Genomic DNA, 23,102 nt, shown 5'->3' with positions numbered 1-23,102 from the left:
GGATTAAAAAAATTAACTAAACCATTTGGATCTATCAGTGCTATGCACTATCTCATTTCGTCAGTGAATTCCTGGCACATTAAGCTTCGTCATCGCGGAGATTGCCCCACCGCCGATCGATGCACCAAACTTCTTCAGTACACGCTCTGGCAGGCCTTCTTTCTCGGTGTAATCAACAATATCTTCCGCTTCGATAACATCACGTGCAACGCTCGCCGTGGTACCAAAATCATCAGCCAGCCCCATCTCCACAGCCTTACTACCGACCCAGAATAATCCAGAGAAGGTCTCGGGAGTTTCTTTTAAACGTTTCCCACGTCCCTGACGCACGACGTCAATAAATTGCTGGTGAATTTCATTCAGCATCTCTTGTGAAAACGCTTTTTGTTTCGCGGTTTGCGGGGAAAACGGATCCATAAAACCTTTGTTTTCACCGGCAGTCATCAAGCGGCGTTCCACCCCCACTTTATCCATCAATCCTGTAAAACCAAAACTATCCATCAGGACACCAATCGAACCGACAATACTCGCCTTATTCACAAAAATTTTATCCGCTGCGGCGGCAATGTAATAGCCACCGGAGGCGCACATTTCATCAACCACGACATACAGCTTTTTCTGCGGATATTGCTTGCGTAAGCGCAGAATTTCATCATTGATCATCCCGGCCTGGACAGGACTACCTCCCGGGCTATTGATACGCAGAATCACAGCAACCGAACCAGAATCAGAGAAAGCACGGTTTAGTGCAGGAATGATGGCATGTGCACTCGCATTTCCCTCAGACTCAATGGTGCCATTGATATCTACCAGCGCCGTATGGCGTCCGGGATTTTCCATCTCGGCAGAGCGATAATCACTGAATAAATAAAAACTAAAGAGAATGAAAACAAGAAATAGCAACTTGAAAAAGATACCCCAGCGACGACGCAAACGCTGCTCTTTCAAGGACTCTATCGCCAGCTTTTCCAGCAATTCGCGCTCCCAGCCTGGCGCTGAATTAGTTGACCCCGTATTTATTGGATTTTCCATCATGCAATATCAATGTTAAGCGACGACTGGCGTAATGTAATCGTCCGGATGCCAGACTATCTGGCCGTCTTTTTCGGTAATCTCAATTTTGCGCAACCGTGCACCTCGGCAAGGTCCGCCTGTGCAATGGCCATTTTCCGGCGTGTAAATAGCGCCATGAGTTGCACACATGATGTATAAGCCACTGGACTCGAAGAACTCACCCGGGCTCCAGTCAAGCTCAATCGGCACATGGGCGCAACGGTTCAGATAGGCGTGTGCCGTGCCATCAAAACGCACGACGAAGCCTGTTGCATCTTCATGTCCCGCCGTTACCGGAAAGCGAATGCCTTTACCACCCTCGATCAATTCAGATGAGTCACAGATCCTGATCTCAGTCATGTTTGATCTCCTCAGGCATTTTGACTAAGCCATGCATGCAATTCTGCGACTGTCTTGGCTGAATAGAGAGGATGATGCGAGTGCAATGTCGCTGCATCATGTGCGCCGTATTCAACGGCAATTGCTGCCGCGCCTGCATTGCTCGCCATCAGCAAGTCATGCGTCGTATCTCCGATCATCAGGGTACGCTCCATGTCCTGCCCCAGCTCTCGGGTCAGCTCTTGCAACATAGCCGGATGCGGCTTGGAGAATGTTTCATCGGAACAACGAGTCGCATCAAAAACCGATAATAACTTTGCTGTATGCAGTGCCCGACTTAATCCAACACGACTTTTTCCCGTTGCTACAGCAAGGAAATAACCGTCCTGAGATAACTCAGTCAGCATTTCCCTGACACCCGGAAACAAAGGTAGCTCGTGATCGCGCGCCAGATAATGATGACGGTAGCGCTCTACCATGCGGGGATAATATTTTGGATCAATATCTGGCAAGGCAGCCTGCATCGCATCTGCCAGCGACAAACCAATGACGTAAGCGGCTGCTTTTTCGTCCGGAACAGGTAAACCAAGATCTTTTGCTGCTGCCTGGATACATTGCACGATAGTTGCCGTGCTATCCATCAATGTGCCATCCCAATCAAACACAATAAAATCAAATTGCTTTTTTGCCATATTCTTTCTTCACCACAAACCTGTCTGACGCAGTGCGTTGCCAGTATCCTAAATAATCGAAGTAACTATTTTACCCTTAATAAAGGATTAAGTTTTTACGCGCTAAACCAGGCTTTTAAGAAAGCTCTGGCAATCCGCTGGCAACGGTACATTGAGCGTCATTTCCTGACCGGTTTCAGGATGAGTAAAAGTAATTTGATGAGCATGTAGAAACATTCTCTTCAGAACGCCGCGCAGCTCCGTCGGCTTGAGCAAAGCACGGTTAAGTGCAAAATCGCCATATTTATCATCACCTGCAATCGCAAACCCGCTGGACGATAAGTGCACGCGAATCTGATGCGTGCGACCAGTCTTTAATTCAGCCTCCAGCAATGCGAACTCATGGAATTTTTTCTTCAGTGAGAACACGGTATGGGATGCCATGCCATCGGCCTGTACTCTGACGCGCCGCTCTCCGTCAGCGGTTGTGTATTTATGCAATGGCAACTTAACGTGTTGACGTGCATTTTTCCAGTCGCCATGGACCAAGGTCAGATAACGTTTATCGGTCAAACCGTCACGCATTTGTTCATGCAGATTAGTTAAGGCCGTACGTTTCTTGGCCAGTAACAAAATACCGGAAGTTTCTCGATCCAGTCGATGTACCAGTTCCAAAAATTTGGCCTCTGGCCGGGATGCCCGAAGTTGTTCAATAACACCATAGCTAACTCCAGACCCGCCGTGCACAGCGACGCCGGCCGGCTTATCAATAATGAGCAGGTACTTATCCTCAAATACGATGTCGAACTCGGCTCCCGGGACGGCCTGCGTAGAAGTTTCTGCAACACGGATTGGCGGTATACGAACAATATCGCCCTCCTTCAAGCGATAGAGCTGATCAATCCGCCCCTTATTTACCCGCACCTCACCGGATCGTAAAATCCGGTAAACATGACTTTTTGGCACGCCTTTACATATTCGTATTAAATAGTTATCTATCCGCTGCCCCGCATCTTCTTCAGCGATGGTAACGAGCTGAACCTGAGGCGGCACTTGCGAGGACGCATGAGAAGGATGGCTGGAAGCACTGTTTTGCCCCTGTTTTTCAGGTGGCTTCCTATAATTTATCGCTAAGTCCTTCATTTTGAATATATAATCGTTTTCGCTTCGGCTTTAGGCTTTAGCTGGTGTATGAATAAACGCGTATTCTACACAGGGGCATGTTCATCGGCCTCGCCAATTTGCAAATTCGATGGAAAAGATGTGTATGCACATCATTATATTGGTCAGGGTTGCAACCAATTGTGGCAATCGGACAGGATGTAATGATTTGGATCAGAAAGTTTGAATAGTAAGGATCAGTCCAGCAAGAGACGTCTGTATATTTATTACAGCCGTGCTTGCCGGTTGATGATTTTGACCAGTGTGATCGATTTCGCCAAATACAATTAATCAAAGATGGTTTGGCACTCAACAAGTTGCTCATCGCCTGGCGTTGTATTCATGTTTTGTACGATAAAACATGAATCAGACAACGCGGGGGACATGTTCACTCGATCCACAGTTAAAGTCATCCGCGCCTGGCGCGCAACGGAAGTAAGCTAGCGATCATATTCAGGGACGGCATCAACTCTGCCAGTCGCTTTCAGACATAGTTGTCAGACATGTCGAATATCTCGTCAGTAATATTGATTCTGTTGCGCCAGAGGCATTCCCGCCCCATCAGACTCTCCGTTCTCGCATACATCCCAATGTACGCAAGTTGCTTGCCCTGCACTAACAGGGCAACAACACAAGATGACCAAAAGGTCACGGAGCAGAACCATGAAACGCATGCTATTTAATGCGACGCAGCAAGAAGAATTGCGCGTTGCGATTGTCAATGGGCAAAAACTCATCGACATCGATATCGAAACCGCCGGACGTGAATTACGTAAGTCCAATATTTACAAAGGCGTCATCACCCGCATCGAACCCTCCCTCGAAGCCTGTTTCGTCAACTATGGCGAAGAACGTCACGGCTTCTTACCATTTAAAGAAGTAGCCCGCGGCTACTTCAAAGAAGGTATTGATGTTCGCAATGCTTCCATCAAAGATGCGTTGCGTGAGGGCCAGGAAATTATGGTCCAGGTCGAAAAAGAAGAACGCGGCAATAAAGGTGCTGCTCTGACTTCTTTCATCTCTCTGGCAGGCCGCTATCTGGTATTAATGCCGAACAATCCTCGCGGTGGTGGTGTTTCCCGTCGTGTTGAGGGTGAAGATCGCCAGGAATTGCGCGAAACCATGGATAAACTGGACTTGCCTACTGGCATGTCCGTGATTGCGCGTACAGCAGGTATTGGCCGCAATGTCGACGAATTGCAATGGGATTTAAACTACCTGATGCAACTCTGGCGCGCCATTGAAGGCGCAGGCAAATCTTCTGCCGGCGCCTTCCTGATCTATCAGGAATCGTCCCTAGTTATTCGCGCGATCCGTGATTACTTCCAGCCAGATATCGGTGAAATCCTGATCGATACTGACGAAATCTACGAACAGGCTCAGCAATTTATGAGCCATGTGATGCCAGACATGGTGCATCGTGTGAAGCGTTATAGCGACGACGTGCCACTGTTTTCTCGTTTCCAGATCGAACATCAGATTGAAACTGCCTACAGCCGCACTGTGCCATTGCCATCAGGCGGCGCAATTGTGATTGATCACACTGAAGCTTTGGTGTCAGTTGACGTGAACTCAGCGCGCTCAACCCGTGGCGGCGATATTGAAACAACCGCTTTCAATACCAATTGCGAAGCAGCTGAAGAAGTCGCACGCCAATTGCGCTTGCGTGACTTGGGTGGTTTGATCGTGATCGATTTTATCGACATGGAAAACGCCAAGAATCAGCGCGAAGTTGAAACCCGTCTCAAAGATGCACTGCGCTATGACCGCGCACGCGTCCAGATGGGCAAGATTTCCCGCTTTGGCCTGATGGAATTGTCCCGTCAGCGTCTGCGCCCGTCCTTATCCGAAGGCAGTCATGTGACCTGCCCTCGTTGTAACGGCACTGGCCACATCCGCGATACCGAGTCTTCTGCATTGCAAGTCCTGCGTATTATCCAGGAAGAAGCGATGAAAGAAAACTCCGCAGCAATCCACGTACAAGTACCGGTCGATGTCGCGGCATTCTTGCTGAACGAAAAACGCGGCGAAATTCTGAAAATTGAAACACGCCATCGCGTCACTGTGATTCTGATTCCGAATACGCATCTGGAAACGCCTCACTACAAACTGGATCGTCTGAAAACAGATGATCCACGTTTGGAGGAGCATCACGCCAGTTATGCGATGGCTGAGCAGGCAGATACAGACATCGGCTATAGCAAACGCCAAAAAGAAGATGTCAAGCCACGCCAGGAAGCGATGGTAAAAAGTATCACTCCAGATACTGCACCGATCGTAGAGCGCAAAGAAGTTCCCGTTGCAGCGCCAGTATTAGTCGCTGCTGCCAAGCCGGTTTCAGAAGGTTTCTTCAGCAAGTTGTTTAACCTGTTCCGCTCAAAACCAGCAGAAGCAATCGCTGAAGTACCGGCAGTGGCAGAGAAACCGCAAAGCCGCGAACGATCTGAACGTGACCGTAATGGTCGTGGTCAGCGTAATCGCAACCGTAATGGCCGTGGACGCGATCGTGAAGACCGCGAAGAACGTCCTGCGACTAATCGTGCAGAGAAGGATGATTCCGCAAAGCCAGTACCTCAGGAACAAGCTCCACGCCCGCCAAAACAAGCACGTCCTCCAAGGGAAGAGCGCGATCCGCAAGAACCTAAGCAAGAAACTCGTCGTGATCGTCAGCAACGTCAACGCGAAGAGCGCAAGGAAACTCAGGGCGAGTCAAAATCTGCTGATGCCAACCTGAATACTATGGCTCTGGCTGCGAACGCCGTACCATTGGTTACTGTGACAAACGACGTGGCAGACAATACGAAGTCTTTAACTCCGAACACAGTAGAAGGCGAAAACGCAGAACAAGGTGAAGCTCGTCGTCGTCGTCGTCGTGGTGGCCGCAACCGTAACCGTCGTGACCGTGAGGCTGGTGACAATACGGAAAATGGTGATGCAGTTTCTGGCAATGAATTCGTGTCACACGAAGAAGCGCCAGTCATGCCAATCAACGCTGTAGCTGCAATTGCGGAAACCGTTGTAGAAACTTCTGAAAGTGTCGCAGTCGCAAACCATCCTGTGCCAGCCGAAGTAACGCCAGCGCCTGTTGCGGTTCAGCCTGTAACGCCGGCTGAGGTCGTAGCAACACCTGTTTTCGTTGAAGCAGTATCTGCAGCTCCGGCTCCGGCGCAAGCTGAGGTACCAGCAGAGTCAATCGCCGTAACAACAGTCGCGGCACCAGTTCAGGCACATCTGGATCTGACACCGGCTCTGGCACCAGCGGTGACAATCAATGTTGCGAATGACATGATTGCTCCGGTGATTGCTCCAGTAATTGACCCTGTCACACCAACAGCAACGGAGACAATTCAGGTAGTTGCATCTGCTCCAGCATTTAGTGTTCCGGCAACGACGGAAGCGCCAGCAGCGGCGGTAGTAGCCGCTACAACGGCACCAGTCGCGGCATCAAAACCGGTAGAAGCGGTTGTCATGCCAGTAGAAAGTTTGAATGTCATGCTGGAACAGGCAGGTCTGGTATTGGCCAGCACTAACCCTGAAAAACTGCGTGCCGCACAAGCATCAGCAGCAACTACTACTGCAGCGCCACGTGCCCCACGTGAACGCAAGCCGGTTACGAGCGTTGCCAGTGAACCTTTGGTAATGGTTGAAACCAAGAAGTAATCAAGCACACTGATTTACTGAGTTTTTAGACATCTGAAGCTTTTAAATCAAAAGCTGGCGAACATAAAATTCGTCAATATAAAACTGGTCAATCTGGTGCAATTATCTGAATGAAATAACCCGGCAACAGTAATGTTGCCGGGTTATTTTTTTGCACAAACTCGTTATCGCTACTCGTGGTATCTTTTCGGTCTAGTGTGCTGAATTACTTTGCAATATCTACTTTGTCTGAACTTCATGTCTGAAAAATTTATCCCTCTGACGGATTACCGGCAGCGCGAACAAGCTCTAACGGTTCCTGGTCGTTTAGTAGAGCCTGACGGCCAACTCAGGGACAGCTTGCAGCGCCCGTTGCACGATCTGCGTATATCAGTAACGGATCGCTGCAATTTCCGCTGCGTCTATTGCATGCCGAAAGAAATGTTCGACAAGGACTATCGCTTTTTACCGCAAACTTCGTTACTCAGTTTTGAAGAAATTACCCGTATCGCAAAAATTTTCGTTGCCCATGGCGTCACAAAAATTCGCCTCACTGGCGGAGAACCGCTGCTGCGCAAAAATATAGAGAAGCTGATTGAGATGCTGAGTAAGCTGAAGGCAAGTGATGGCAGCGATATTGACCTGACTCTGACGACCAACGGCTCTCTGCTAGCACGCAAAGCACAGAGCCTCAGAGATGCAGGGTTATCGCGAGTGACCGTGTCGCTTGACTCCATGAATGACGCTACCTTTAAGCAAATGAATGATGTGGACTTCCCTGTATCAGATGTACTCGACGGCATCGATGCGGCACATCAAGCGGGACTAGGGCCAGTCAAGGTAAACATGGTCGTCAAAGCCGGTTTGAACGACAGTGAAATCATTCCGATGGCACGCTACTTCAAAGCGACGCCTCATATACTCAGATTCATCGAATATATGGACGTCGGCGCTTCTAATGGCTGGAAATTGAATGAAGTCATCCCATCAGCCAAAGTCATACAAATCTTAAACGATGTCGGATTATCGCTGCTACCAACCCAGGCAAATTACGCAGGAGAGACTGCGGAGCGCTGGCGTTACCTGGATGGAAGCGGAGAGGTAGGCGTCGTCTCCAGCGTCACACAAACCTTTTGTCATGAGTGCAGCCGCGCACGGCTTTCTACCGAAGGAAAATTGTATACCTGCCTGTTTGCTACACATGGACATGACCTGAGATCGCTGCTACGTGATGAACATCACTTGCATTCCGATCTGGCCATTTCTAACGTCATTGCACAACTATGGAAAAAACGCTCAGACCGTTATTCCGAATTGCGCAGTCAGCAAACCGACGAGTTAGTCAAGAGCAGAAAGAAAATAGAAATGTCGTATATTGGTGGTTGATACGCAGATCACGCAGACTATTTTTCGATGGCGATGATAAGTCAATCGCAGTCGGCGACAAACACCGGTACCAAACCAACGGGCGAGCGGTGACTGGTCAAAAATAATCCACTTCATCTTCACTTTCCTCTTACCTGACAATGTCGTACGCAGCACCGGATACCTCGTTAAACATGACACGCATAGATAAACAACTCATTACCGGACTGATCCTGGCAGGAGGTCGCGGCACACGTATGGGCACCGTCGACAAAGGCCTGCAAGTATTTCGCGGGTCACCAATGGCGATGCATGCGTTTTTACGTTTATCACCACAGGTTGGACAGATCATCATCAATGCCAATCAGCATCTGGCAGCCTATGCAGCTTTTGGGGCACAGGTATGGCCGGATGAAATTGATGGCTTTGCAGGTCCGCTGGCAGGCTTACAAACGGGTTTACATCACTGTAAAACACCCTACCTGGTCAGCGTGCCCTGCGACTCCCCATTTCTGCCCGCAGATCTGGTCGAACGTCTGTCAGGTGCGTTAGCCTTAGAGGACGCAGATCTGGCGGTAGCCATCACCATGGAATCCAATGGGGAAACGGTCGCCAAACAAGCACATCCGGTCTTCTCGCTCATGAAGTCCTCCGTGCTGACTCATCTGAGCGACTTTCTACACCAAGGCGGACGCAAAGTAGATGCATGGTACGCATCCTTAAACATCGTCGAAGTCGTATTTGACGATGTTGCTGCCTTCCGCAATATCAACACTCTGCAAGACCTGCGACAATTCGACAATTAAACCTTCACATGACGTCCACACCTCCACCGAACAGCCTGCACGAAGTCGTCAGCTGCATCTCCGGCTATGACCCTGATGCCGTACCAGTAGCCCAGGCACAGCAGATTATTCAGCAATTTATTACGCCCATATCGTCCATCGAAAAAGTGGCGATACGCGAGGCATTAGGGCGGGTTCTGGCAACAGATATCGTCTCCGGTATCAACGTGCCATCGCATGATAATTCGGCAATGGATGGCTATGCCCTGCGTGGCAGCGATCTGTCCGCAAATCAGATGATTACCTTAACAATCAAAGGCACAGCTTATGCCGGCCGGGCCTTTGAGGGAATAGTCAACACCGGGGAATGCATACGCATTATGACGGGCGCGGTCATGCCCGAGTCATGCGATACGGTCATACCGCAAGAGTTCACGCTCAACGCCTCCGCGGCTCAAGTAGATGTCCCTGCCGGCAAGGTTACGGCAGGTGACAACCGGCGTCTCAAAGGGGAGGATCTGGCTATAGGCAAGACCGCACTCCTCAAAGGAAAAATACTGCGTCCCGCGGATGTAGGATTACTCGCCTCTCTCGGCGTCGCAGAAGTACCGGTACAACGAAAATTACGAGTCGCATTTTTTTCCACCGGTGATGAGTTGCGCTCGCTCGGCGAAACACTAGATGCGGGATGCGTCTACGACAGCAACCGCTACACCTTGCATGGCATGCTGACACGGCTAGGCTGCGACATTATTGATATGGGCGTAGTCAAAGATGATCCGGCTTCACTGGAAGCTGCATTTCGCTCTGCCGCCGAAAATGCCGACGCCACCATCACTTCCGGTGGCGTATCGGTCGGTGCCGCCGACTACACAAAACAAATGATGGCACAACTCGGAGATGTCGCCTTCTGGGCTATAGGAATGCGCCCCGGTCGCCCTATGGCATTTGGAAAAATTCACTCTGCCGGAAAAAGCGCCTATCTGTTCGGCTTGCCCGGCAATCCCGTCGCTGTCATGGTGACTTTTTATTTTTTTGCGCGAAGTGCCCTGCTTCACATGATGGGCGCCACTATTCCTGAACTTCCCTTAGTTCCCGCAGTCTCATTGGCTAGTCTGCGTAAGCGCCCTGGCAGGACTGAGTACCAACGCGGCATCGCTTCAGTATCCTCAAACGGACAACTCCAGGTCGCCATCACCGGTTCGCAAGGCTCAGGTATTTTGCGCTCTATGTCAGAAGCCAACTGTATGGTCGTGCTGCCCCATGACCAGGGCAATGTGAGTGCAGGTGACAAAGTCGATATTCTGCTGTTCGAAGGCTTGCTGTAATTTAGGTCATGAAGATAAGTTACACTTCAAACAGGTAACAAATTATTACAACAATCAGCCAGACTATCGCGTGTCGCTATACTGATTTTGCATTGTCATATATGGCATCACGCGATTTACTATTATCTACAAATCGGGCACTATTTTTTAGCATCACCAGAACTACTATCACCACTTGATTATTTTTTAGGAGAACAGATTGAAATTACTACCCTGGATCGCGATGAGCTGCGCAAGCATCACTTTGTTAACGGCATGCGGCGGTGGCAGCAGCGGCTCTACCAGCACAGCGTCAACGGTATCCGTCACCTCGGTGACGACTGATCAACTGGTCTACCGTAAGGTCACCAATATGACTGTCGTTGGCAAGAATCTCGATCTGGGCATCAATATCTCCAATCCAGGCTGTCTCAAAATTACGGAAGTCGCCGGTGGCACTTCGACGCAGCGCGTGTTTGCCTGCAAAATGGTCGCCGTAGGAACATTTGCCGTATCGATCACCGCTGGTGACAGCGCATCGCTATATTCCGGTTCACTGACTATCCCTCTGGCAGCACAGCCGCAAGTCACCATGAAAACAACATTGGGCGATATCGTCATTGAACTCAACCCTGCCAAAGCACCAATCTCCGTCGATAATTTCCTGAATTATGTAGAGAATGGTTTTTATGTGAACAAGATCTTCCATCGCGTCGTCAACAGCACATCGTTCTCGATTGCTCAGGGTGGCGGCTTTACCAGCGATTTGCAGCAACCGACACCGCCTTTCGCAGCGATTAAGCTAGAGTCCAATAACGGTTTGAGCAATGTACGCGGCACTATCGGCATGGCACGCACCAGTGCAGTCGATTCGGCAACTTCGCAGTTTTACTTCAACGTTGCCAGCAATACCGGCTTCGACTACACCAGCACGAGCAATCCCGGATATGCCGTATTTGGCAAAATTGTGACGGGTCTGGATATCATGGACAAGTTTAAGACCGTCGCCACCAACTCAAGCGACGTACCGACGACCGCGATTTTTATCAATTCAGTGGTGCAAACACAATAATATGATAGGCTAACTCGGGTAATTTTTAGTGCCGTTAATTTGCTTGTCTTTTCAATGTCTACCACCCGTCTCCAAGGCGGGTACCACATAAAGGAATCATGATGAATCAACTGTTGAAATCCATTTTAATCGCAAGTATGGCGATGCTGGCCATTAGTTCAGCCTATGCCAAAGACGAACCCAAAAAAGCCTCCGCGTCAGCGTCAGCTTCCGTGTCCGCCTCTGCAAAAGTTGACTTACTTGATTTAAATAGTGCCACTAAAAAAGAACTGTCTGAATTGCCAAAAATAGGTGATGCCCGTTCGGATGCCATCATCAAAGGTCGTCCGTACAAGGGCAAAGATGATTTGCTGAATAAAAAAATCATTCCCGAAGATGCCTACAACAGCATCAAAGATCTGGTGATTGCTAAGCAAAAAGCCGACGGCAAAAAGAAATAAGTCTGCTTTTTCCGGTACTGAAGTCGTTTCACCACGATACCGGCATGCATCAAGACAAAAAGCTGGCTTGACGCCAGCTTTTTGTCTTTTTTCGGATCAACATCAAAATTTGCCTATATTCAGCAATACTGACTGAGAAGGTTGTAAGTCTGTTTTCAAATGTGTAAGATAAAGCTGGGCACATCAGTTACAAAACTTGTTCGATAGGACTCCGGATCCCATGCTGGATTTGATTGCGCGACGATGTTTTACCGCTTTTTGCTTGCTTGCCGTTAGCCTGCCAGCATTCGCAGAGGATGGTGACAAACCCTCATTTTCCCTGAGTGGTTTCGGCACCTTAGGAGCCGTCTACAACTCGAACAGGCAAGCTGACTTTATCCGCGACCTGTTACAACCAGAAGGTGTCGGCTATACCCGCAAACTCGACTTCGGCGTCGATTCCCTGCTCGGTCTGCAACTCACCGCCGCCCCTCTGGATAACCTCGATGCGACACTACAGGTCGTCAGCCGTCGCTCGCAAACCGGATTTAATCCTGAAATCACCTGGGCATTCGCCCGCTACACCCCGAATGACAATATTCAGTTCCGTGCCGGCAGATTAGGTTTTGATGTCTATCTGCTCGCCGACTCACGTAATGTCGCCTATTCTTACCTCTGGGTTCGTCCTCCCGTCGATTATTTCGGCAGTATCATTGTTTCGTATATTGACGGCACCGACCTGGTGCTAAAGTACCCGCTAGGTAATGGTGTGGCCCGCATCAAGACATTTGCCGGTAAAGCCCGTGAAAAAAGCTCTACCGGGGGGCCAGATGAGTATTTTTCGCTGAACGGTTCCGATGTGTTAGGTGCTCATCTGGAATATCAGACCCAGTCCTGGTCTTACCGGCTTGGCTACAGCCAATTACGGTTTAAAAACGAATTTCCCGGCCTGCCTGCACTCATTAACGGGCTACGCGATCCGGCGATTCTCGCGCTGAGTCCACAAGCAGGGAAAGTCGCTAATGAAATCGGCTTTCAGGATAAAACGATCAAATATTACTCCGCAGGTCTGGCCTATGATGAAGGACCGTTGCAAGCGCAATTCATGCTGAGCTCGACCAAATCAGATACGCTTGGCTTCCCCGGCTATGCGGCTGGCTATGCCACCGTCGGCTACCGAACCGGCAAATGGACGCACTATGCCACTTATTCGGAAGCGCGCCCCCTGCATAGAGACAGCGATGGCAGCACCGGCTTGCCGGCGGGGGTCAATCCCTATGTCGATGCGATTATTGCTGGTAGCTATAACGTCGCACATAGCTCGTTGAATGAGCAAACGACTATCTCCCTCGGTATGCGTTACGACTTGACTGATAAGGCAGATCTGAAAATTCAACTTGATCACATCAACAATAAGCAAAGATTATTGGTGCGTAATCAGCAACCGGGCTGGGATGGCAAGGCAACACTCCTCAGCGTCTCGGTCAACTTCATATTCTAGGCGAGCGCTATGACGACTCTCGCCACCCTTATTCGTTTTTCACCACTGATTCTGGCGCTCACTGTCTGTGCCCGCGTATGTGCTGCCGACTTCGTTGTCATCGCCAATCCAAATAGCGGCATAGAAAAAATGAGTAAAGATGATGTCATCAACATCTATATGGGCCGCTATCGCAAACTTGCCTCAGGCATCAGTGCACAACCGCTTGACCTGGCTAATCCGGTATCTGAAAAAAGTAAATTCTATTCCAGTATGGTCAATAAAGAACTGCCCGAGATTAACTCTTACTGGGCGCGACTAATGTTTTCAGGTCAAGGCTCACCGCCGCGCCAGGTTGACAGCGTGGAAGAGATTATCGATATCGTCAGCAACAACAAAGGAGCGATCGCGTATATTGATAAGAAAAAAGTCGACAAACGTGTCAAAGTCGTTTTTGACGCATCCCAATAAAGCCGTTATAAAATACGCTCATCAGGTCTACCGTCGCAGATATTCTCTATCCTTGGTAACACAGCCTGATCAACGAATTGCCGCCACCAGCAACTACAGCAAAGCCCGTCAGGACTCTATTGCACACTATGTCCCAATTATTCCGTACCAGTATTGTTTATCGCAGCGCATTTATTGTGTTGGGTATTTCTTTACTGGTGGGTAGCTTTTTTGCCGTATTCACCTACTACTGGACTTCGCACGTCGAACAGGAAAGGGCCAATAGTCGCATGGTGGATCTGCTCAGCACAGTCGAGAGTACCACCAGTATTGCCTGCTACCTCGCCGACATGAATCTCGCCTCCGAAGTCAGCCGCGGGCTGCTAAAGAACGCAGACGTCGCCAGTATCAAGATTTTTTCCGGCTCGAGCGTTCTGGCGCACATGAGCAAAAACACTGGCCCCAAAGAGACCAAAGTCGTCAACAACATCGTGATTCCAGACAAGGCAATACCGACGGTGCGCGATGTCTTCTCTCCGTTTAATGACAAAGAAAAAGTCTGCCAGATCGAGCTCGAGCCTAATCTGCTATTCATACGCCAGCAAGTCGACGACAAGGCTAGATTTATCGGCTACCTCCTGATGCTGCAAGCCCTGCTTATGGCCTGCGCAGTCGTGTATATCGTTCTCACCATCATTATCCGCCCGATCAAAACCATTTCGGATCAGCTACACCGTCTGACACCCGAGAGCGGTATCAAACTCGCCCTGCCAGCCGGCAATGAAAAAGATGAAATCGGCCAACTGGTCGGTGACGTCAATGAAATCGTCGGCAAGCTTGTCCATATACTGGATGACGAACGTCAACTGCGCATCAAGCATGAAATCGGTGAGAAAAAATTCCAGACCATTTTTAATAATGCAGAAACAGGCATCTTTTTATTAAAGACGTCAGGTGAGGTCATTTCATACAACCACGCTTTTTTACGTCTGCTGGCAGTGGATGAAAACATCCCCGAAGACAAGATTAATACAGCCTTAACCAAGGCGCTGGAAGGCCAAGAGCTACGTCTGCATCTGATGATCGACAAGGCGACCAATCAGGACGATGTCCTGTCCGAAGATTTTTCTATCGAAGTCGGTCAACCGCCGCAGAGAAAGTGGCTGCATGTCGTCATGAGTCCGGTCGAAGAAGGCGTACTGCAAGGCCTGCTCAATGACATCACCGACCGCAAAAGTGGCGAAGAAGAGGCAAACCAGCTTGCCGTCACCGATCATCTGACCGGTACGTTTAACCGTCTCGGCTTTGATAAAGAAATCACCCGCTTAAAACAAGAGATGCAACGTGGCAACGTGACAGGATTTTTCTTATTGCTGATCGACTTGGATAAATTCAAAGAGGTCAACGATCATTACGGCCATGACATCGGCGATCAAGTACTGTGCCACTTTACGCAGATCGTCACCAAGACACTGAGAAAATCTGATTTCATTGCCCGTCTCGGCGGTGATGAATTTATTATTCTGCTCAAAGACTTGCAGCAAATCGACAAAGCCAAAGAAATCGCACAAAAAATCATCGATCAGACCAGCGCCGCACTCACGCTGGACAAGGATATTGTCATCCGCATCGGTGCCAGTATCGGCATCACCTACGTGGCACAGGCCAACTTTGATAAAAACGAGATTATTCGAGAAGCAGATGATGCGATGTACGCAGTCAAAAAATCAGGCAAAAATAATTACAGTGTGTACCAGTCATGATTCGATCGGCCTGAGATAAGTTGTTTATCTGTTTGAATTGAGCCGATTCAAACAGCTTATTGAGACCTCTAAGAGTGTTTATTCACAATGCAGCGCGCAGGCTAAACAAGCTCAACACAGCAATACGTCAGTATTGCCAAGTTTAACGAGCAGCCATAGAACGACGCGATACGTTCGGCTATATTTTTAAAAATTCTCTTATAGTTTTTAGACAATCCCTCATGGAAACTCCCAAAAAACTTTAATCGATCTTTCATGAAAATACTTACTGCTGCGGCCTCTACTATTTCTGCCTTTTCTCTGTGCCTCCGAGGCTCTGTGATGAGAGGTCTTGGTTGTTGCGTAAGTCCATCGATGTGGAAATGTGGGAGATTGTTAAAAATCTCCTCACCTCATCACGCAGTATTTATGCGCCCCCCAAGCCAATAATGGCTGGAAAGGCGCATAAACATTGCGACATACAATCCATATCTATCTCCAGCCTGCTCTGAACTTATTGTCTACATTGCCGTCAAAAATACGTATTTATCTTTGCCCAGTTATCTGTAATTAACCGCAACCATCTGATCATCAATAAGGATATTCATGCTCGGCTCCTGGCACTACGGTCATCTGCAGCCACATTGGAAAACGACAAGCACGGGTCAGCGACTGACATCCGCTTTGCTGGCAGCCTGCATCAGTATTGTCATGCTGATGCAACTCAATCACCGGCCAAGTTTTTATGTTACCAGCCCTACTTCAGAAATTCAGGTCAGCATGTTGATGGAACCACCGCATCAGCAAGTACCGCAACAAACAGAACAACAGACGATCTCCGCACAAGGTCAGGCAAACCGGATACGCGCAAAAAAAGCGACGACATCGCGCGCCACCTCGCCGCTATCAGCCCAGAGCACAACTGAAAAGACTCACGCGCTTCATGTACCCGTCAACGTATCAGACTCAATAGCGGATAGAGAGAAGAATACGAACAAGGTCAATCCAGATCCTATGTTGACGACGCCGTCCACCTCGCTCCTAGTGACTGACAGCCAAGCCATTCGCAAAGCCTATAAAAGTAGCCAAAGTGAGATACAGGCAATGGCAGACAACACCAGGAAAGAAATGACTACGCCTGTCGTCACCAGATATGAGCAGTTCCAGACCGAAGCAGACAAAGCCAAAATTCAAGACTGCATAAAGCCGAGATATTCCCAAAGCACCAATTTACTTTTAATCCCTGTCATCGCATTCGCAGCGGTGACAGGGAAATGTAAATAAGCAGACGCACTACCGCGACTCACACCTCAGATCAAAACGACGATCCCGGTTCCGACAAAAACTGCAATTCTTCCGGCGTAGAAACACGACCAAGTATCTGATTGCGATGAGGAAAACGCCCGAACCGGGCAATCACATCACGGTGTCTGACCGCATAAGTCACATACCCTTCAAATAGGGATTTTTGCTGCGCTGTCGCAGCCGCCAATAAAGCTCTGAACAAGGATACCGACTGATCCTGATCTTCCATAGACTCAGAATGCTCCAGTGGCAAATAAAAAAATATCCGCTCGATCAACCTGAGTTGCTGATCAAAGCCCTGTGCCAAACCATCACGACAAACATGACGTGCCAGCGCATCATAAGCAAATGAGCGCGGAGTCGCACGAAACATATTGCGAGGAAACTGATCGCACACCAGGATCAGGGACAAACATGCATCCGGTGTCGCCTTCCAGGCATCAAGTGCACCATCTGCTGCCTGCTCTGTCACCATAGCAAAGCGTTGGATCATCAGCTGATCTATGTCAGGATTTTTTGACCACCAGAGCTTGGCTTGCGACGCCGCAGTCAGTGCATCATCTGTTTGATCACCAAACCAGAAGGTCTTGATACTCAAGGGAGTTTCCATCGCATTCCTTATGTGTTCCGTTCAAGAATAGTCTTGAAGTTTTTGTTGATTGGGGCTTTGCGTGATGACTTACATGAGGATTTAAGTCATCCATCACGCAGTGATTTTGCGATGGTTTTTTATGAAATTGTTGATGAATTTCTTAATGAATTCGTTAATGAAGAGCGGTGTACCAGATCAACTAAGGCAGTCCAGGTAATCATTTTTTTGGCACAGGTGTTACTACAGCAGGAGGCAGCGGCGGCAAAGGTGCGGCAGGATATTGGCAGCCTTTGGCGTAACCAACCCCTTTTAAAAATCCACGACGTATCGTCCCTGCAGCAATCGATGCCAGCACTTTTTCCGAATGACGCTCAGCACCTGTCAGCTTACGCACCCAACCACGAAAAGGAATCACACCCTCAGTCGTCCGTCGCAAAGCCGAGATCGACGCATTCTCCGCAGCGCTCACACCTTTGTCCATCGCACTGGGATCATTACCCTCAGCATGCTTATCCAGATCAGAGCCAAGCACCGCATCCAGCGCCACAACCTGCATCTCAATACTGGCACAAGTGTCATCCGTGCTGACGCGATACGGATTGTTCTGCGCATCCATCAGCACAGGCGGAATCGTCGTCTGTATCAAATTAAAATCACTCAGCGGCGCAGTCAATGCGCTCCCCACTTGCTGAGTACGACTCTCACCCGGACGAACATCAGTCGCAACCGCTTTAGCATGCTGATCGCCACCTTGTCTGGTAGAAGCACATGCAGTACACAGTAAAAGCGGTGCTAAAAAAAGGAAGATTTTCATATGAAAGATGATGAGGTGGTAAGCTGTGATTGTCAGCAAGCCTGAGTGACGATATTAAACATAGTATTAGTAAGTTTAATGGTACAGGTGCGATTAAATCTTAGTGAAGCACACTAGGCAGTCGTTTGATAATTGGTATCAATCTCGTGAGGCATCGCAACCAGTATCTAAGATGAAAGACACTCTACGTACGGATCTATCGAAAAGAGCGCCTTCAAGGCGAAAGCGCTTCTTCCATCATAATATTGAACTTGCTACGATTAGCAAAATACCACTACGTCCTATTCGCTTACTTCCACTACTCTGCCATTCAAAGGCTGTACTGGACGCGCATTCATGGTGTAGAGCTTCTTGAAAGCAGCGATTTGTTCTTTCGAAAGTTCCACAGGTTGTTTCAATACCTGCCAACGTACACCGTCACTACACGGGGGTGTTGTCAATGAACCCATGAACTTAAAGTAAGTACGCATAACTGGCAGGACTGCTGCCGGATCGAAGCTAGCGAGTTGATTGGGCTGCCCCTCTTTAGGCAGGTTGGAAAATATTGGTGCTAATGTGCCATTTTCTTTTCCAGGTTTGAACAGAACAGCGACGACAGACAGTTTGCCATCTGTATTTTTATGTACAAAATGTGCAACCATCGAATAATTTTTACCATTAATTTGTTCTTCACTCGGTGTATGGAAGTGAAACTGCAGTAGCTTAGTTTCTTCGTCCCCGGTCTTAAGACTGCTACCTGCAGGCAAATTTACTTGTACGGTATGCCCATTGTTGACGACTTCAGCAGTTCCGTTCTGGTATTTGAAATCAAGCGCGGCCAAAGTAGCCTTCTTAGTTTTACTTTCTACAATGTTGATTGGTGATTGCTCTTTGCTGAGTTTGCAGGCAGTGTTAGATTCTTCCAGCTCAGCCCAATGTGTAGCGCCTGTTTTTCCTTGGTAGCTCCAGTGCGGTTTTTCTGCATGCCCTTCGGCATAAGCCAGATTCACAGAAATTGTGATCATGGCGCCAATGGCCGCAGTGCTCATTCTTTTTTTCATTTCTCTATTCTCCCCATTTGGTTTTCAACGATTAAACACAGCTTTAACACCTTAGAACACGAGCTATCTGACATCAAGTAATAAATAAAAACTATGCGACATAATTGGGGTAACGAAGATATCTCATCAGCTTCGCCTGGTGGAGATTTGGTGTGTAAATATTAACCGTACAAAATAACATCTCTAAGAGAAATACATTCTTAATGAAAGGTAAAACGCAAAGTAAATCAACCATCGTGGCGCAGTTTACTTTGCAATAAGACGCAAATTTGAGGTTGATGTTTTTCTCTTTATTTCACTGGCAGGTAATGCTGTAGTCAAGCTGTCGATTTTAAAAGCGCCGACAACTTGAGCCAATTTATCGGCTTGTTCCTGAAGTGATGCCGCAGCGGCGGCGGCCTCCTCCACTAAAGCTGCGTTTTGCTGTGTGACTTCATCCATTTGCGCGATTGCCTGATTGATTTGCTCAATGCCAATTGTTTGCTCCTGACTTGCCGCGGTAATTTCGCTGACAACATCACTCACGCGTCGAACACTTTGAACGACTTCCTCCATCGTCGTTCCAGCCTGATCAACCAGCTTACTACCCGCATCAACTTTTTCAACCGAATCACCAATCAATATTTTGATTTCTTTAGCGGCGGCGGCACTTCGCTGCGCAAGATTACGGACTTCCGACGCCACCACTGCAAAACCTCGGCCTTGCTCGCCAGCTCGTGCAGCCTCCACTGCGGCATTCAGGGCCAGAATATTGGTCTGGAATGCGATACCGTCAATGACACTAATAATGTCAACAATTTTCCGTGCCGACTCATTAATAGCCCCCATCGTATCAACAACCTGTGAAACGACTACCCCACCTTTTATCGCGATGTCTGATGCAGATGCTGCCAGTTGGTTAGCCTGCCGTGCATTGTCCGCATTTTGCGTGACGGTGCTGGTCAATTCCTCCATCGAGGAAGCAGTTTCTTCGAGCGAACTAGCTTGCTCTTCGGTGCGGGATGATAAATCTAGATTACCTGATGCAATTTGACCGGATGCCGTCGCTATGGTCTCTGTGCCGCTACGAACTTGTCCCACTATATGAAACAAACTATCGTTCATCGCCTTTAATGCTTGTAATAACTGGCCGGATTCATCCGTTGAATTCACCACAATACGGCTGGTTAAATCGCCGGAAGCGACCGTCTGAGCGATCTTCACTGCTTCAATAATAGGTCGTGTAATGGATCGTGCACTCAGCCAGGCCACAAGCCCGCCAGTGGCAATAGCTAATCCAGACATGATGAGCATCAGCGACAAGGCGCTGCTATAGGCTACTTGCGCTTGTTCTTCGTCATTTTTATTTTTTTGCTTTTGCAAGTCGATAAACTCATGCAGGGCCTCTTGCCATTTGCTTGTTGCTGGTCCCGCCTCCTTCAACAAAAATTGGGTCGCTGCCGCTTTATCCTCTTTCGCAAGATCCATGAATTTATTGTTTAAGGGACGCGCTACTAGTTGGCCCTCTTTTATTTTAGCGACCAAAGATTTACCTGCGTCATCCAAGGGCATTTTTTCTAATGCATCAAAAGCTTTGTTGTACTTATCACGAGCATCATCTATTTTCTTTCTTTCTATGCTCGCTATCACCGGATCATCCAGTAGTGCAATCGTTCTCATCACTCTGGAAACGACATGGATAGACCCTGACATATTTTCCAGCAAATCCATTTTATAAATATTGACATCGACAATATGGTGCAAGGCTTGATTCGTGCGACTCATACCATTAATACCAATTCCAGCGATGATCGCCAGAATTAACAATATAGCGCCATACCCAAGTCCCATTCTGGCCGCAATTTTTAGATTTGACATGTTCATCTGGGTCTCCATTTTTGAACAATTATTGTCAGCTACAGATTAACTTTTACCTCATCAATCACCCGTCACTGGCATTAACAAAATGCGCTCTACTGAACGCTATTCATTTTTAATTTGAGTACATAATCTGATGATCAGTTTAAGAAATGTAAAAACAATGCATTAATCGGATTGACGAACGACGCTTAAATGGTACTTTAATTTTTATGAAAACCCTCCTTTTAACAAAAATTATCGAACCCGTTTGCATCAAAATTACTACTTAAGCGTCAATATATTCGCCAAAAAATTTCTTTTTTGCATCACATCTGACAATTGTGTACGCCTCATCTAAAGTAAGTGAAATGTGATGTTGTTTGTTCACATAACATATTGCCGGAATGTTGACTGGGAGGCATATCTTGTGTTCTGTGCAGCGCTCATCAAAGGTAATTGACGATTTCAGATGCACGTCATACGCTTCGTAAATTCAACATAGCGAATTGAGTCGTTGAGTTGCTAGCCAAACCAAGTATCTCCTTTAAAGCAAGATCATATTCATCAGCCAAGTCATTCATTACCTCTAAAACTCGTTCGCTAGAGGTTGCAACGTTACGCATCTGAACTGCGTCAGTTGGCTTGGTTAGCGCATCTTCCATAAACATCCATTGCGTGCGACCGAGCTCTAAAAAGGCTTTGATATTTGGTGTAGTAACCGGCGCACTTGCCAATGTCATCAGCCCAGTCTTAAATTGAGCTCGTGCGTTTTCCATTTCCCTTTTTACTGTTGGATTGCTATGGCCGGCACTTGATAGAAAATATAATTTTGAAACGCGTTGCGATAACATTCGCTGCCGACCTGCGGTATTGATTAACTTGGCAGAATTGTTTTTTCCTTGCCCCTCAAATGCGGCAGTTAATTTTTCTGCCGATGCAAGTAACACATCAGATAGATCCGATACTTCGAGTGAACTTGCTTTCGATGGCGTCTGATTCACCGCATTTATCAATGTTTTAGAATCTGCTTCTACTCTTGCAAGAAGTACAGGAGCGAAGCTTTGTACGGTTTTTAGATCGGAGAGATTGCGCAGAATGAGGGCCTGAGCCGTTATCACGATTTCCTGTGCTTTACCGGGCAAAACGCCAAGTGCAATTTGGATGTGTGCTTTTGCAAGACGTTGCGAAAGTGCACGAATCCGCCCAGAACGATTGATCGCAGTAGACAGCGCTAGTACCTCAGCACGTGCTGATTGTGAGAATACCAACGCAGGCAGAAAGCCTAAGAGAGGCAAAGAAAAAATACCACGACGCTTGAAGAAAACGGGGGGGACAGACTTTTTATAGTTGAAATTTTTCATGATGTATGACAATGAATCTTGCTGGAAGACACACAAATTTGTTCCTCCGGATAACCGGGCAATCTTTGACTTAAATAATCAGACAGGAATTGCTAAGTACTCATTGTAAAAATGAGGACAGTGCCTCCAACTCAAATCAGTTTTCCCGTAAATAGTATTTATTTATGACTATATGCCCGCTATCGCAACGGACATATATAGTGTGCAGTACGTACTAAAACAATCAACGCGTATTACATCTCTAATGCAGTTTCTACGTCGGACACTTTACGTCGCGCTAATGCCAGATTGGATTTAGTTTTATCCAGCACTACATACAAAAACAAACCATCGTGTTTAGCCAATGGACGCAAAATGTGATACTGCTTACCCAACGTGATCAGAATGTCTTCAATCGTATCGTTCAGCTCCAAAGACCGCATTGTTTTTAGCTTGGCACGCACTACTTCTGTATTACCCGCAGCTGCCACTTCAAGATCTACCCCCGACCCTGCTTGCCCTAAAATCATGCCGCTGCCTGAATCCACCAGAGCGGCGCACAGTGCACCATCGATGCTCACTAAATTCTGTACAGATTGATTAATATTAGCCATGTAAAACTCCAAAAACCGACGCCAGATAAACAATAACAAACGACGCGGCGCCAGAAACGACATCTGTTAGGAAAA

The 23,102-nt window shown here is 47.9% G+C and carries 20 protein-coding genes; 10 read left to right on the top strand and 10 right to left on the bottom strand.

Going from position 1 to position 23,102, the window contains the following annotated elements:
* Window positions 1-60 precede the first annotated feature (60 nt).
* From ACO0K4_RS18240 to ACO0K4_RS18225, 4 genes are all read right to left on the bottom strand, one after another.
* Window positions 61-1,032: a S49 family peptidase gene (locus tag ACO0K4_RS18240; protein ID WP_422958163.1), complete on the bottom strand. Its 972-nt coding sequence runs from the start codon at window positions 1,030-1,032 to the stop codon at window positions 61-63.
* A 15-nt stretch (window positions 1,033-1,047) separates the two neighbouring features.
* Window positions 1,048-1,413, bottom strand: a complete 366-nt coding sequence (locus ACO0K4_RS18235) for a Rieske (2Fe-2S) protein (RefSeq protein WP_422958103.1) — start codon at window positions 1,411-1,413, stop codon at window positions 1,048-1,050.
* Window positions 1,414-1,424: 11 nt separating this feature from the next.
* On the bottom strand, window positions 1,425-2,084 hold the full coding sequence (locus tag ACO0K4_RS18230; RefSeq protein WP_422958102.1) for an HAD-IIIA family hydrolase: 660 nt from the start codon (window positions 2,082-2,084) through the stop codon (window positions 1,425-1,427).
* 102 nt (window positions 2,085-2,186) lie between these two features.
* Window positions 2,187-3,206: an RluA family pseudouridine synthase gene (locus ACO0K4_RS18225; protein ID WP_422958101.1), complete on the bottom strand. Its 1,020-nt coding sequence runs from the start codon at window positions 3,204-3,206 to the stop codon at window positions 2,187-2,189.
* Window positions 3,207-3,887: 681 nt separating this feature from the next.
* On the opposite strand from ACO0K4_RS18225, the gene ACO0K4_RS18220 reads away from it, so the two are divergent.
* The 10 genes from ACO0K4_RS18220 (at window position 3,888) to ACO0K4_RS18175 (ending at window position 16,767) form a co-directional block, all read left to right on the top strand.
* Window positions 3,888-6,884 carry an Rne/Rng family ribonuclease gene (locus ACO0K4_RS18220; RefSeq protein ID WP_422958100.1) on the top strand — a complete coding sequence of 999 codons (2,997 nt, stop codon included), beginning with the start codon at window positions 3,888-3,890 and terminating at the stop codon, window positions 6,882-6,884.
* Window positions 6,885-7,121: 237 nt separating this feature from the next.
* Entirely contained in the window at window positions 7,122-8,249 is a 1,128-nt protein-coding gene (gene moaA, locus ACO0K4_RS18215; RefSeq protein WP_422958099.1) for a GTP 3',8-cyclase MoaA, read from the top strand.
* 173 nt (window positions 8,250-8,422) lie between these two features.
* Window positions 8,423-9,034: a molybdenum cofactor guanylyltransferase MobA gene (gene mobA / locus ACO0K4_RS18210; protein WP_422958098.1), complete on the top strand. Its 612-nt coding sequence runs from the start codon at window positions 8,423-8,425 to the stop codon at window positions 9,032-9,034.
* A gap of 8 nt (window positions 9,035-9,042) precedes the next feature.
* Window positions 9,043-10,341 (top strand): gephyrin-like molybdotransferase Glp, encoded by a 1,299-nt coding sequence (gene glp / locus ACO0K4_RS18205; protein WP_422958097.1) that lies wholly within the window; start codon window positions 9,043-9,045, stop codon window positions 10,339-10,341.
* A 199-nt stretch (window positions 10,342-10,540) separates the two neighbouring features.
* Window positions 10,541-11,392, top strand: coding sequence for a peptidylprolyl isomerase (locus ACO0K4_RS18200; protein WP_422958096.1), 852 nt, complete (start codon window positions 10,541-10,543; stop codon window positions 11,390-11,392).
* A gap of 98 nt (window positions 11,393-11,490) precedes the next feature.
* Window positions 11,491-11,832 carry a ComEA family DNA-binding protein gene (locus ACO0K4_RS18195; protein WP_422958095.1) on the top strand — a complete coding sequence of 114 codons (342 nt, stop codon included), beginning with the start codon at window positions 11,491-11,493 and terminating at the stop codon, window positions 11,830-11,832.
* A gap of 220 nt (window positions 11,833-12,052) precedes the next feature.
* Complete coding sequence (locus ACO0K4_RS18190) at window positions 12,053-13,312, top strand: porin (protein ID WP_422958094.1); 1,260 nt, start codon at window positions 12,053-12,055, stop codon at window positions 13,310-13,312.
* 9 nt (window positions 13,313-13,321) lie between these two features.
* Window positions 13,322-13,762 (top strand): hypothetical protein, encoded by a 441-nt coding sequence (locus ACO0K4_RS18185; protein WP_422958093.1) that lies wholly within the window; start codon window positions 13,322-13,324, stop codon window positions 13,760-13,762.
* A gap of 128 nt (window positions 13,763-13,890) precedes the next feature.
* A complete protein-coding gene (locus tag ACO0K4_RS18180) occupies window positions 13,891-15,504 on the top strand; it encodes a diguanylate cyclase (RefSeq protein ID WP_422958092.1) in 1,614 nt (537 codons plus the stop codon).
* A gap of 585 nt (window positions 15,505-16,089) precedes the next feature.
* On the top strand, window positions 16,090-16,767 hold the full coding sequence (locus ACO0K4_RS18175; protein WP_422958091.1) for a hypothetical protein: 678 nt from the start codon (window positions 16,090-16,092) through the stop codon (window positions 16,765-16,767).
* A 31-nt stretch (window positions 16,768-16,798) separates the two neighbouring features.
* Here the strand turns inward: ACO0K4_RS18175 and ACO0K4_RS18170 are convergent, their stop codons facing one another.
* The 6 genes from ACO0K4_RS18170 to ACO0K4_RS18145 all read right to left on the bottom strand — a co-directional run bounded on the left by ACO0K4_RS18170 (window position 16,799) and on the right by ACO0K4_RS18145 (window position 23,027).
* A complete protein-coding gene (locus ACO0K4_RS18170; RefSeq protein WP_422958090.1) occupies window positions 16,799-17,398 on the bottom strand; it encodes a DUF924 family protein in 600 nt (199 codons plus the stop codon).
* A gap of 199 nt (window positions 17,399-17,597) precedes the next feature.
* Window positions 17,598-18,194 carry a hypothetical protein gene (locus ACO0K4_RS18165; RefSeq protein ID WP_422958089.1) on the bottom strand — a complete coding sequence of 199 codons (597 nt, stop codon included), beginning with the start codon at window positions 18,192-18,194 and terminating at the stop codon, window positions 17,598-17,600.
* Window positions 18,195-18,475: 281 nt separating this feature from the next.
* A complete protein-coding gene (locus ACO0K4_RS18160; protein WP_422958088.1) occupies window positions 18,476-19,234 on the bottom strand; it encodes a carbonic anhydrase in 759 nt (252 codons plus the stop codon).
* 246 nt (window positions 19,235-19,480) lie between these two features.
* Entirely contained in the window at window positions 19,481-21,097 is a 1,617-nt protein-coding gene (locus ACO0K4_RS18155) for a methyl-accepting chemotaxis protein (RefSeq protein ID WP_422958087.1), read from the bottom strand.
* A 452-nt stretch (window positions 21,098-21,549) separates the two neighbouring features.
* A complete protein-coding gene (locus ACO0K4_RS18150; RefSeq protein WP_422958086.1) occupies window positions 21,550-22,434 on the bottom strand; it encodes a type IV pili methyl-accepting chemotaxis transducer N-terminal domain-containing protein in 885 nt (294 codons plus the stop codon).
* A 233-nt stretch (window positions 22,435-22,667) separates the two neighbouring features.
* The gene (locus tag ACO0K4_RS18145) at window positions 22,668-23,027 is read right to left on the bottom strand and encodes a hypothetical protein (RefSeq protein ID WP_422958085.1); all 360 of its coding nucleotides are present in this window, start codon (window positions 23,025-23,027) and stop codon (window positions 22,668-22,670) included.
* Between the last annotated feature and the right edge of the window lie 75 nt (window positions 23,028-23,102).

Origin of the sequence: Undibacterium sp. RuTC16W (genome assembly GCF_049339445.1) — a bacterium.
GTDB lineage: Bacteria > Pseudomonadota > Gammaproteobacteria > Burkholderiales > Burkholderiaceae_D > Undibacterium.
The sequence above is the reverse complement of the archived record's forward strand: the minus strand, read 5'-3'. Positions and strand labels throughout refer to the sequence as shown.